Raw genomic sequence first — 10,580 nt, forward strand, 5'->3', positions numbered from 1 at the left:
TCTCGTTGGCGTCAGACTGCCCGGCATTCACCGCGCCCATCATGAATTCCATGGTCGCGGTTACCCCGTCCTCACCCAGGCGCTGGATCAGCAGATCGATGTCGCGTTGCGAGTTCGGGAAAGCGACCGGGTCTCCGTCGATCGAGCGTACCCAAACCAGCGGGGCGAGCATGCCCATGTACCTGTCGGACACGTCACCAACGATGCGGACGAGTCGGTATTCCTCCAGCACGGAGGGCTTCTTGAACGTCAGCACGCGTCCACCGGCGTCCGTGGTGGTGCCGGGCTGGGCCGCGGCTTTCGGCGCAGGAGCGTCGGCAGTCGGCGCACCATCGTCGGGGCCGGCCTGGTTGATCGTGAGCGTGGTTTCGGTCATTGCTTAGGCAACCTTGAGCTTGCGGGAGGCGAAGGCGCTGATGGTCTGGCCGACCTTGGCATCGCCGGTGAACTTGCCAGCATCGTCCAGCGCGAGGATCACGCCGGTGTAGCGGTACTGGGTGACGGCGCCGTTTGCCTCGGTGATGGTCTCCGTGACCGATCCGGTAAGCGTGTCGAGACCCGCGAAATAGCCGGCTTCCTGCTGGGCGAAGAAGTCGTCCACGACGCTGCTCGAACGATCAAGCTGGAAGGCCAGATCCCAGCCGGTCGGCGCGTTGAAGCCGCGATTTACGCCATCGAGACACACACCGCGTACCTTGTTGTACTGAGGCTTTGAATCGAAGCTCGTGGTGGTGACAGGCAACGCAAGAATGCCGGTACTCGTGACGATCGTCAGTGCGATGTCCTTTCCGACGGTAAAGCCGTTTGCGGGCATGGTGCTCTCCAAACGAAAAAGGGCGCCATAGGCGCCCAGAGATGGATGGGATGTGCCCGCTTACGCCGGCTGCGTGGACTGCCTGGTGACGACCGTCTGGCCGCCCTGGAGGTTGACGAGAAGTTTTTCCACCACACCGAGGTAACGGATGCTGACATCGGCCTGGAGATTGCCTGCCGCGATGCGCGACGGAGGATTGTTTCCGAGGTCGCACTTCGTGTCGAAGCTGTCGATCTGCTTCGCATCGACCTGGGCCTGCAAGGTCGCGTCCAGCGTCGCTTTCACCTCGGCGCGCAGGGGATCGTTCGCCGCCTGCGACTGGAGACGGCCGACAAACCGGCCCATGCCCGCACCCATCGTCGCCGCCTCGTAGTTCGTCATACGCGTGTAGTTGTCGCCCTGCGTGGCGGGGTTCGAACTGCCGTTGTGGCCGACGCGCATGCCGAAGTAGTTGCCGCCCGGCACCGGATTGGTAATGACGTCCCAGCCGGCCGAGATGAGCGTTTGCAGCTCCGCCACCGAATAGGTGAGGTTCTGGCTGGTCTTCTGGGTTCCGACGATGCCGTACAGCGTCTTGTTGAGTGAGCTGTGCTGCGGGGCAAGGTTCGCGAGGCGACCGGCACAGAACGCCTGCGGCGAAACCAGTCGCGTGACGCCGTTGACCGGGTCGGCCCAGTAGCACCAGTCGCCGAAGATCGGCTTGAACGCGTAGCTGTCGACACCGGCGGCGGCGCGCGTGGTGACGGCGTTGGCTATGGTGTCGCCGGCCGGCCCCGTGCAGATCATGTACGTGCCCTCGGACAGGCCGTAGGCTACCTGCACGGTCCACGTGGTGAGGTCTTCCACGTCGGCAAGCATTCCGATCGACGCGCCCGTACCACGCATGGCGTACATGCCCTTTCGGGGCGACGTGTCCACACCCACCAGCACAGCGGAGGTGATCGTCGTGGCGCCATCCGTACCTCCGGTCAGCGCGTTCGTGGACGCCGAGGGCGCCGTTGTACCCGCACCGGCCGTGGCCACAATCATGTTCGACGGTCCGCGCAAGCCGTACTGGCCGTTGTTGATCGCTGCGGCGAGGCTCACCCAGAAGGCGTTGCCGGTGCCGGTGATGTTGTCGAAGACCTCGGCCACCTGGCCGGGCATCGAGATGATCGCCTTCCAGCTGTTCGCCGCGCTACCGGTGGCGAGCTGGACGCTCGCGCTGTTGCCCAGGGTGCCCGTGTACTTGCTCGTGAAGGTGATATTGGTGGTCAGTGCGACACTCGCGGCGGTGTCGGTGCCGTCGGTGACGCGAATGCCGACGATGTTGTTCGCGCCCTGCTGTACGGCGATCGCCACGGCGGTGCCGAGGTCGTACTTGCGGTTCTGCAAAGCACCGAACTGGCGTGCGAAATCCGCCATGTTGCCAAACACCGTTGGTGCGTTGATCGGACCCCAGGCGGCGGTGCCGACGATGCCGAGCACGTTGGTCGGTACGCCGTTGAGCTGGCCGGTCTGGGGCGGCACGATCTGCACGTAGAGGTCGGGGACGATGAGCGCAGTAGTGTTGATCGCACCCTGCTGGACGATCTGGGTCATGGGTTTCTCCGGGCGTAAAAAAACCCGCTTTCGCGGGTTCGGCGGGGCTCAGTGCGAGGGGATCAGCCCTGGTCGCCGGAGCCGTTGCTGCCACGGCTCGGGGCCGGAGCGTCGGGGACGTTGATCGGAAGGACGTTGACCGCGCTGGGCGAGTCGAGAATTTCCGCGACCTTCGCGGCATCGGTGATGCGGTCGCCCTTGGCGTAATCGCCGAAGGCCTCGCTGACGATCAGGTGCTTCGCCATGGGGTCCTCACTGGAAGATGGTCTTGGTGCCCGCAGGCGCCGTCGCTCCGACGACACCCAGGGCGATGTTTTCCTGCACCACGACCACCTCGGTCGCCGTGCTGGTCTGGGTCACCGCGTACTCGGCGGTGTAGATGATGTCGCGGCGGTACAGGTTCGACTTCTGCGTCGCGTCGATCTCGTGGCTGGTCTGGTACACCAGCCGCGCCGAGGTGAGGTCAGGCAGGTCCACGCGCTCCGCTGCTGCGAGGATTGGGTCGATCACCCGCGCGACGGCCGTGCGCCGTTCCGGCGTGTCCGCCCAGATCGTCACCTGCACCGGCCGCTTTCGGCGCTGCACCTCCCGCTGAAGCGTGCCGATGCCACCAGCGCGCGCCGCAACGATCTGCGCTCCGGCCGGAAGCGTCAGCACCGGCCCGTTGCTCACCGCGCCCGGGATGATTGCCGCGAGCGCCGTGGCGATGCTGGTGAGCGTGTCGCCCGCCTGCACCGCGTAGGTGAATGCCTGCGTGGGGAGGACGATGGCCACCACCTGATTCGTCGCGGCCGCGCCTCCCAGCGTCACGTTCTGCCCCGCGACCGACAGAGTCACTGTCGCCGCTTGCTGGCTCAGCGGGGTCCAGACGTTTGAGTAAGCCGGCACAAGGGTTTCCCCGTTCTGGGGGAACACCGAGATGTGCACTCGGCCGCCCTGCCCGTTCGCGAAGCCGGCAAGGTCCTTGTCGAGCTGGGAGGCCTGCGGCCAACCCGGGTAGATGACCACGGGATCGCCTGTGGCCGAGGGCTGCGCCGTGCCGTTCGGATAGATCGCCTGCGCGAGCAGGCCGACGACGGCGTTCAGCGCGTCGGTGAGGTCTGCCATGGTCGTTCCTGTATCAGGTGCCCGCCTCGGCCGCAGTAAGCCGCCAGCCCAGGTCCGTTTGCTCCGCGCTGGCCAGCACGTAGCGGCGGCCGTTCTCGTCGATGGCGATGTCGTCCGTTCGCAGCTGCATATTGCCCGGAAGCGCTGGCAGCAGGATGGCCCACCATGGCGTCTTCACGTCGCCCGGCAAGCCAACCTCGTTGCGCTCGCCCTTCGTGCCCTGGAGCACCGAGGCGGGGAACCCCGTCGCGATGAGCTGCTGGTTCTCCGCCGTGTTGCCCCCGTAGGAACCGATGCCGACGGTTGGCTGTTGCTGCGGCCGGTAGAACGTCAGCACGCGATTGCAGTCCACCGCCAGGATCGGTAGCAGCGGCTGCATGCCGGCGATGAAGTATGTGGAGGCGCCGTGGACCATATAGTCGCCCGGGGACAGCAGCCGTCCGTCGGCCAGGCAGTACCAGAGCGGCTTACCGTAGGCGTTCGCCTTCGCGTACTTCATGTCCTGGGCGTTGAAGCTCGCCACCAGCGTGCCGATCAGCGACGCCGGCAAAATCGCGCCCGCCGTGCTGGTCGGACGGTACTGTTGGAACGGCAGGCCGATGCGCTTCGCCGCCTGCGCGTAACCTGCGTAGACCTTGTCCTGGAGCTTTACGCCGTCCATCAGACCACCAGATCAATCGTGCCATCGCCGGACGACCCGGACATGCCTGGCCCAGCAGGAACGCCGAGGAAGGCGCACAACTGTCGGCGCCATAGGTTGTAGAGACGCATGCGGTCGCGCACCTCGGTACGGTTATGCGTCCACACGGCCGCCTGGTCCGTGTCGAGGTTGTCGCTCGCCGACGTCACGGCCTGCTCCAGTTGGTACAGGTTGTTCGTGCCCGTGAGGTACGTCGTGCGCAGCGTGGTCTCTTCCGACGCCGATAGGTTCGTCATGCGATATTCGAGCGTGCCGTAGGCCTGAAAGAAGCGGTACGACTGAAAGCTGGAAGGTGTGCCGCCGAACATCGGGTAGCCGCAGAAGCGACGAACATCGACCCGCTCCTGATCGGACAATGCCATGGCTAGACCTCAGTCGTAGGAGACGGCGAGCACCTGGCCCGTGCCCGGGACGACCGTCAGGCCGGCGAAGCAAGGCATGTCGATCAGGTACGAACCGACGGTGTTGGGGATGACCGCGAGCTGGTTTTCGGCGGCAGACCCCGCCACGGTGGGGCTATCGTAGGCCCCGCCGACGGTCGAACCCGCCACCAGCACGCTGACGCGCTGGATTCGCGCCTTGGGCCCCGTGCTATAGAGCCCCGGGCTGTTGCCGCCATTGAGAACGGTCGCAGCGCTGATGTTTAGGGCCGAATTCTTGCCCTGCGAGACGTAAACGCCGTCACTCATTGAGGTAACCCTCGATGCTGGCACCGCTTTCAAAAAGCATCGCGATGTCATCTGCGTTGGTGATGGCCCGACCTGCGGGGAAATGACGCAGCACCCCGTTCACAGCGAAGCCGAAGGATTCGGTCAGGCAGATGGTCGAGGGCAGTATGCGGCGAACCTTTTCGCTGCCTGGGGCAATGACAGGGGCCGGCTGAGCTGGGGTGACCAGCTCGTGCACCACGCTAGCGAGATCCTTTACTGCCGTCGCGAACTCGCGCTTGGCTGCGTTCAGCTCTGCGCGCTCGGCGGCCACTGCTTGCTTCGTCTCTTCGACGGCCATCCGCTCGCGCTGCAAAGCGGCACGCTCTCGCTCCAGGTTGGCCGCAGCGGCAAGTTGGCGGTTAGACGACGGGGGCATTGGCGGAAACCAGGGCGGAGGCGAGATCGGGCGTTACGACGAACGGCACATTGGCCGTGAACTGCATCAGCGCGCCACGGAATTGGAGGGTGAAATGTCGGGTCGGCGTGCGGACGTTGCCGGAGCCGTACTTGGTCGATACCTGGCTCGCGGTCAGGTTCTGGATCTGCCCGTTGCCCACCGCGTGCGGCGAGGTGTCGGGGATATACGGGGTGCCAAGGGGCATACGGTCCTCCCGGAAGACGTGCGAGGCCCGCGCAGGGCCTCGCACGCAAGCACCGGCTTAGCCGGCGTGCTCGATCACCACGGCGCGCTTGTAGTAGCTCGCGCTCGCCGTCGGAACGATCGTGCTGTTCACGGTCTGGTCTGTGGGCGCGGTGAAACCACCGATCCAGTACCAGGACTGAGCGATGATCTGCTGGAGGCGATCCAGCGGCTCACGGGTGACGTGCACGATGTCATCCACGACGTCGATCTGGGCGTTGTTGCCGGCGATGTCCTGCGCCGCCATACCCTCGAAGTCACCCTCGATGAGCGAGCCTTCGCCACAGACAATCGCGCGGCGAACGCGCACGCCGTTGAGGTTCTGGACGTAGGCCTCGGTCGTCGGGATCAGGCGGACGTCCACCAGCTCGACGATTCGGCCCATGCGGAACTCCTTGCTCATGCCCGTCGCGCCCTGGTACAGCAGCTTGAAGTCGGGATCCGCGAAGAGCTGACGCGCGCTGACCGGGTCCACGTACATGTTGTACATGCCGCCGATCGTCGGAACGCCATTGGAGCGCAGGTAGGCCACGGCGTCGAGCATCGCGCCCATGGTGAGCAGGTCCGTGCCCACGATCTTGGACGTGTTGCCGCGGCCGTTCGGACGCAGGATGAACGGGGCGACGCCGCTGCCGAGGTTGTAGGCGGTCACGTCGTTGCCCGCGGTGCCGTCCGCTACCGAGACGGCGGCCGAGAAGGTCAGCGTGCCGCTGACGCCGTTGGGCGCGGTGGAGACGTTGCTGCCGTCCGCCGCGGCCCCGACCAGGGTGTAGACGTTGCCACCCACGGTCACAGCCATGGTGTTCGTGCCGTTGACCGGGATCATCACGCCGTTCACGAACACGAACTGGAAGCCGCGGATGTCGTCGACCTGCACGGCGGTGCCCGCCGAGCCGATGGTCACGCGCACACGGCTGTTGCCGCCCATGTAGGCGTTGTAGATCGTGTTACGCGCCAAGCGGTCCAGCGACTGGGCCGACTGCACGCCGTTAACCTTGGCGTTCTGGAGGAACTGCTCGACGATGCCGACGCGGTTGGTGACCGTGTTCAGGTCGATGGTGTCGCCGTACTGGTTGATCGACAGCGTGTACTGCTCGATGGTCCAGGTGCCCGGCGTCAGGCCGTTGTCGAGGTTGGTGTTGGTCGACGGGTTCAGCGGCGTGGTGACCGGCGCCTTGAGACCCGGACGAGTCTTGGCGATCGTCTCGCCGATCTTGTTGGGGAACGTCTCGCGGCGGGCGATCTCGCGGAAGCCCAGGACGGACTGAATACCATCCTGGAATTCACGCTCAAGATAGCCCTGCTGGATCATCGGCTGGAGAGCAGCCGGGAAGTTATTGATACCCATGCGGGGTAACTCCTATCGGGGTTGGGAATTGGCTTTCCCCTGGGCGCCTGGCCCCGATGGGTATCTGGACAGTCAGCGGCGGCGAATGGCTTCGCGTCGTGCTGCCGCGTACTCTTCCGGCGTCATGTCGGACGCCTTCTTCTGCGCCGGCGGTGTGTTGGCCGGCGGGGTGGACACACTGCTGCTGCCGGCCGCACCGAAGAGGTATGGCTTGGCGGTCTTCAGCTCTTCGATAAGCGCATCGGCGCCCTCGACCTCGCCCTGTTCGTTGAGCTTCACCTTGCTGAGATCGACCAGCTTCAGCCCGTCGAGGTCAACGATGCCGGCCTTGATGGCCACGGCCTTCAGTTCCGCCCGGATGATTCGCTGGTCGGCTGCACTGGTCGCCTCGGCGATGCGGGCGCTGGCCGCATCCTCGGCTTCCTTTGCGCGCTTCTCGGCCGCTTCGCGCGCGTCCTGCTGCTCCTTCGCCTTCAGGCGGTAGCCGCTGCTCTCGGCACGAAGCTCCTGCACGTACTCGCGAGAGAAGCTTTCATTGCTGCGGGAGGGTGGATTCTGCGGAGCGGCCGGACCGCCCGCGCCGCCGCCACCTTCGCCACCACCCTCGCCTTCCATCAGGCGACGACGCTTGCGTCCGAAGCGGATCATGCGGCACCGCCTTCGGCGTCGATGGACGCCTGCACGCGCTGGGCATACTCACCAGCCGCGCCGTCACGAACCATCTGGTCGTGCTGGCTCAGATTGATGTGGATGCCGACGCTAAGCAGCTCGTTGGCCTTGATGGGCGAGACGCCGTGGGCGCTGAAGCCGATGGACCCGTCCACGTTGGCAATTAGGACGATGCAGCCCGGTACGCCGATCTGATCGCAGATCGCCTTAGGGGCCGTGTTGAGGTTGAGGGGTACTGCGCTTTCGTCAGGCATCGGGCCTTCTCCGTGTTGGCGCCGGCTCGCGCCGGTACAGTGGCGAGGGATCGACCCTCGCGGTTAATCGTTACTGGTGATCTTGGTCTGCTCGGCCGGTAGCTCCGCGAGCAACGCTTTGCGCTCGGCGTCGATGAGCAGCATCTCGGCCTGCACGTCGGTGATGTCGTAGTCGCTGGCGATGATGCGCACTGCGGTTTCTCGACTCAGCGAACCCACCTTGATCAGCGTGGCGAGCGCAGTGGCCAGCGTTTGCCGGTCGTCCGCCGTGGGCGGGAACCACGCGGGCCACGAAAGCGTGACCGGCTCGTTATCCGCCAGCCTGCCGAAGTCCTGGCCGTTGATCGTCAGCGAGAACTTGGCGCTGCCGCGCACGATCATCCGGTAGATGTCGAGCAGGGCCCCTTCGCCATAGCTGGCCCGCAGTTTGTCCGCCAGCCAGATCAGCGCCTGATGCATCAGCTCCAAGGCGCGGCCCGACTGGGCGGCGCTGAGCTTGTCCGCGTTGCTCCGGTTGCCGTGCATGCGTTCCAGCGCGAACTCGCGAAGCCTGCTGACGTATTCGAGTACCGCTTCGGACGCCGTGCCATTTATCTCCAGCATCTTCGCGTCGCCCTTCTCGCCCACCACGATGGCGTTGGCCGCCGAGCGGACCATCGGCTGACCGTCGTCGGTGGCCGCCGTCTCCTTGATGAGCAGCGTGGGGTCTGCGCTGTACTTCAGGCCTCGCCCAGCCTGAGAAAGCAGGTAATCCGCCTCAACGGTGGTGTTGATGGGCTCCACGCCGAAGGTCGGTTCGCCATCGATGTCGTCACCACCGGGCAGGTTCTTCACCCAGACAATGGGCACGAATCCCAGACCGTGGGTGGTCGAGCGATCCGCGTCCGTGATACGGGGAGCCTCCTTGTCGGCGACTTTCCGTGGCGCAAACCAAGTCTCCGCAGTGGTCGTCCACTCACGCTCGAACCAGTATTGCGTGGCGTCGTCCTTGACGTCGTATCCAGCCGCTACAAGCGTCTTGCCGTCCACCTTTCGGCGTTCGACGACCCGATCCAGCGTGTCCGGCGCTTCCGCGCTCCAGAACGGCGTGAGGTAGGTCGTCGCCATCACCTTGAGGAAGACGCGGCTTGACAAGAAGCGCACGGCTATCGCCACGCTACCGACCGAACCGCGCGTGGCTGCATCGATCATCGCGAGGTTCAGCTTCGCGTCCTTGCTGATGGCATCGAGCGCCTCCTTGGTCGCCTCGTTCTTGCATTCGACCGACGGGAAGTGGCCCTCGCTGAAGAGCAGCGAGATGCTGTCGTCCACCACCGTGCGGATCAGGCCGGTGCGAACGCTTGGCCGGCGATCACGCACCGGGACGTATTCGCCCGCGCCGTTCCTCTCCTCGTGGAACTGGTAGGGAAGCACGTCGTAGATCGAGCCATCCAGAACGCGCGACCACACCTCCAGGCGCCAGGCACGTAGCGGCAGGTCGTTATCCCGGGGAACCAGGTTGGCGAGCGTGTCGAACATGCGGTTATCGGCCCATGTGTGGCAGGTGAATCGACCGGGCGGTAACCGGCTTGATGATCGGGAACAGGCGGTGGATGAAATAGCCGCCCGCGTCGTTTGTGTGGTCGTTACCTGACTTCTTGTCAGGTTCGCCGTTCTCGTCCCATATCTGCTGCTCAAGGTGGTCCGCGTAGGTCGGGCACCGCAGGGTGTTGACCTTGTAGCGGCGATCGCCGGCGGCATTGCAGAACATGGCGTTCATCGCGTTGATGCGGTCCTTCACCGGAGGGTTGGCCTCGGGCGCGGACACGCGGAAACCTGCGTCACGCAGCAGCTTGATGTCGGTCTCGGAAGCGTTGACCGAGCGGCGAGAGCCGCCCGAAGCGTCAGGGTAAATCGTGATCTCGCGAGTCTTCAGGTACTGGCCCGCGGTCTCGTCGTATCGCCAGAATCGCTCCTTGATCCGCCGGATCATGTCCGGCGTGTCGTAGCCGCCCGTGATCTCGTCGACAGCCAAGGGCAACCCCTCGCGCGCGACGTGGACTATGCCGGCCATCTTGCCGACGTTGAAGTCCATGCCGATGTGCGCCGGCTCACCCTCCTCGATCGAAGCGAAGGTGTTGTTCAGGACTCGATCAAACTGGTGGTAGATCGTGCCAGCCAGCAGGTTGACGAACTCGCCGCGCAGATAGGCCTTGATCAGCTGCTCGGGGTAGCTCGCCATGAGCGAACGGATGTAGTCGTCCGGAAGGTTCGCCTCGTTGTCGTAGGTGCTGGCCTGCACCATGCCGTACATGGTGGCCAGCTCCGGCTTTTCCCGGATCGCTTTCACCCACTGCTGGTAGACGAACTTGAATCCCTCAGGCGTCGTGGTCACATCCACGCCGTTCCCGAGTCCATCGACCTTCTGACGCAAGCGGGCGATGATCTTCCGCCAGGCTGTCTGTGCCTTGATCAAGGTCAGCACGTCCAGCTCGTCGACCAACGCACGGCCGATTTTGAAGCCTACGATGGTCCCGGGCTTCTCCATCGATCGACAGATCACCGTGCCGCGGTACTGCCGCCCCGAGTAGAGGTGAACCTCCTTGTTGCCTTCCTTCGTGTCTGCCCGCAGGCCCCAGTCGTAGGCCACCTCCTCCATCGTGGGATAGAAGATGTCCCGAATCATCGGGTAGGTCGGCGCAAAGTACCCTGTATTGATCCCAGGGAACTCCCAGAAGTGCTTACTGAGGCCTGAGCACCCAACCCACGTCTTCCCGG

Annotated in this window: 15 protein-coding genes; all 15 read right to left on the reverse strand. The window is 64.8% G+C overall.

From position 1 onward, the window contains the following. Positions 1 to 376 (reverse strand): hypothetical protein (locus tag GAK28_RS24620; RefSeq protein WP_291785533.1); only part of this gene is annotated, 376 nt, incomplete at its 3' end. 3 nt (positions 377 to 379) lie between these two features. Then, on the reverse strand, positions 380 to 814 hold the full coding sequence (locus tag GAK28_RS24625) for a hypothetical protein (protein ID WP_291785535.1): 435 nt from the start codon (positions 812 to 814) through the stop codon (positions 380 to 382). A gap of 60 nt (positions 815 to 874) precedes the next feature. Continuing rightward, positions 875 to 2,395 (reverse strand): hypothetical protein, encoded by a 1,521-nt coding sequence (locus GAK28_RS24630; RefSeq protein ID WP_291785537.1) that lies wholly within the window; start codon positions 2,393 to 2,395, stop codon positions 875 to 877. 62 nt (positions 2,396 to 2,457) lie between these two features. Then, positions 2,458 to 2,640, reverse strand: a complete 183-nt coding sequence (locus GAK28_RS24635; RefSeq protein ID WP_291785540.1) for a hypothetical protein — start codon at positions 2,638 to 2,640, stop codon at positions 2,458 to 2,460. A gap of 7 nt (positions 2,641 to 2,647) precedes the next feature. Further along, positions 2,648 to 3,502 carry a hypothetical protein gene (locus tag GAK28_RS24640; RefSeq protein WP_291785543.1) on the reverse strand — a complete coding sequence of 285 codons (855 nt, stop codon included), beginning with the start codon at positions 3,500 to 3,502 and terminating at the stop codon, positions 2,648 to 2,650. 13 nt (positions 3,503 to 3,515) lie between these two features. Continuing rightward, positions 3,516 to 4,163: a hypothetical protein gene (locus GAK28_RS24645; RefSeq protein WP_291785546.1), complete on the reverse strand. Its 648-nt coding sequence runs from the start codon at positions 4,161 to 4,163 to the stop codon at positions 3,516 to 3,518. Beyond that, a complete protein-coding gene (locus GAK28_RS24650) occupies positions 4,163 to 4,564 on the reverse strand; it encodes a hypothetical protein (protein WP_291785549.1) in 402 nt (133 codons plus the stop codon). The genes GAK28_RS24645 and GAK28_RS24650 overlap by 1 nt, the downstream gene beginning before the upstream one ends. A 9-nt stretch (positions 4,565 to 4,573) precedes the next feature. Continuing rightward, entirely contained in the window at positions 4,574 to 4,891 is a 318-nt protein-coding gene (locus GAK28_RS24655; RefSeq protein WP_291785552.1) for a hypothetical protein, read from the reverse strand. After that, the gene (locus GAK28_RS24660; RefSeq protein ID WP_291785554.1) at positions 4,884 to 5,288 is read right to left on the reverse strand and encodes a hypothetical protein; all 405 of its coding nucleotides are present in this window, start codon (positions 5,286 to 5,288) and stop codon (positions 4,884 to 4,886) included. Before GAK28_RS24660 ends, GAK28_RS24655 begins: the two co-directional genes overlap by 8 nt. Further along, the gene (locus tag GAK28_RS24665) at positions 5,272 to 5,514 is read right to left on the reverse strand and encodes a hypothetical protein (RefSeq protein ID WP_291785556.1); all 243 of its coding nucleotides are present in this window, start codon (positions 5,512 to 5,514) and stop codon (positions 5,272 to 5,274) included. The genes GAK28_RS24660 and GAK28_RS24665 overlap by 17 nt, the downstream gene beginning before the upstream one ends. Positions 5,515 to 5,571: 57 nt before the next feature. Next, on the reverse strand, positions 5,572 to 6,900 hold the full coding sequence (locus GAK28_RS24670; RefSeq protein WP_291785558.1) for a hypothetical protein: 1,329 nt from the start codon (positions 6,898 to 6,900) through the stop codon (positions 5,572 to 5,574). Positions 6,901 to 6,972: 72 nt separating this feature from the next. Further along, complete coding sequence (locus tag GAK28_RS24675) at positions 6,973 to 7,548, reverse strand: hypothetical protein (protein ID WP_291785560.1); 576 nt, start codon at positions 7,546 to 7,548, stop codon at positions 6,973 to 6,975. Beyond that, positions 7,545 to 7,823 (reverse strand): hypothetical protein, encoded by a 279-nt coding sequence (locus GAK28_RS24680; RefSeq protein WP_291785562.1) that lies wholly within the window; start codon positions 7,821 to 7,823, stop codon positions 7,545 to 7,547. Before GAK28_RS24680 ends, GAK28_RS24675 begins: the two co-directional genes overlap by 4 nt. 63 nt (positions 7,824 to 7,886) lie before the next feature. Next, the gene (locus GAK28_RS24685) at positions 7,887 to 9,341 is read right to left on the reverse strand and encodes a phage portal protein (RefSeq protein ID WP_291785564.1); all 1,455 of its coding nucleotides are present in this window, start codon (positions 9,339 to 9,341) and stop codon (positions 7,887 to 7,889) included. 4 nt (positions 9,342 to 9,345) lie between these two features. Continuing rightward, the coding region (locus GAK28_RS24690; RefSeq protein ID WP_291785567.1) for a terminase family protein at positions 9,346 to 10,580 on the reverse strand (1,235 nt) is incomplete at its 5' end.

Origin of the sequence: Luteibacter sp. (assembly GCF_009912395.1) — a bacterium.
GTDB lineage: Bacteria > Pseudomonadota > Gammaproteobacteria > Xanthomonadales > Rhodanobacteraceae > Luteibacter.

What these genes read in the sequence shown, in the direction of transcription:
- GAK28_RS24680 (WP_291785562.1), bottom strand. Translation starts at nt 7,823, where the DNA reads ATGCCTGACGAAAGCGCAGTACCCCTCAACCTCAACACGGCCCCTAAG.
- GAK28_RS24685 (WP_291785564.1), bottom strand. Translation starts at nt 9,341, where the DNA reads ATGTTCGACACGCTCGCCAACCTGGTTCCCCGGGATAACGACCTGCCG.
- GAK28_RS24655 (WP_291785552.1), bottom strand. Translation starts at nt 4,891, where the DNA reads ATGAGTGACGGCGTTTACGTCTCGCAGGGCAAGAATTCGGCCCTAAAC.
- GAK28_RS24650 (WP_291785549.1), bottom strand. Translation starts at nt 4,564, where the DNA reads ATGGCATTGTCCGATCAGGAGCGGGTCGATGTTCGTCGCTTCTGCGGC.
- GAK28_RS24625 (WP_291785535.1), bottom strand. Translation starts at nt 814, where the DNA reads ATGCCCGCAAACGGCTTTACCGTCGGAAAGGACATCGCACTGACGATC.
- GAK28_RS24630 (WP_291785537.1), bottom strand. Translation starts at nt 2,395, where the DNA reads ATGACCCAGATCGTCCAGCAGGGTGCGATCAACACTACTGCGCTCATC.
- GAK28_RS24660 (WP_291785554.1), bottom strand. Translation starts at nt 5,288, where the DNA reads ATGCCCCCGTCGTCTAACCGCCAACTTGCCGCTGCGGCCAACCTGGAG.
- GAK28_RS24665 (WP_291785556.1), bottom strand. Translation starts at nt 5,514, where the DNA reads ATGCCCCTTGGCACCCCGTATATCCCCGACACCTCGCCGCACGCGGTG.
- GAK28_RS24670 (WP_291785558.1), bottom strand. Translation starts at nt 6,900, where the DNA reads ATGGGTATCAATAACTTCCCGGCTGCTCTCCAGCCGATGATCCAGCAG.
- GAK28_RS24645 (WP_291785546.1), bottom strand. Translation starts at nt 4,163, where the DNA reads ATGGACGGCGTAAAGCTCCAGGACAAGGTCTACGCAGGTTACGCGCAG.
- GAK28_RS24640 (WP_291785543.1), bottom strand. Translation starts at nt 3,502, where the DNA reads ATGGCAGACCTCACCGACGCGCTGAACGCCGTCGTCGGCCTGCTCGCG.
- GAK28_RS24675 (WP_291785560.1), bottom strand. Translation starts at nt 7,548, where the DNA reads ATGATCCGCTTCGGACGCAAGCGTCGTCGCCTGATGGAAGGCGAGGGT.
- GAK28_RS24635 (WP_291785540.1), bottom strand. Translation starts at nt 2,640, where the DNA reads ATGGCGAAGCACCTGATCGTCAGCGAGGCCTTCGGCGATTACGCCAAG.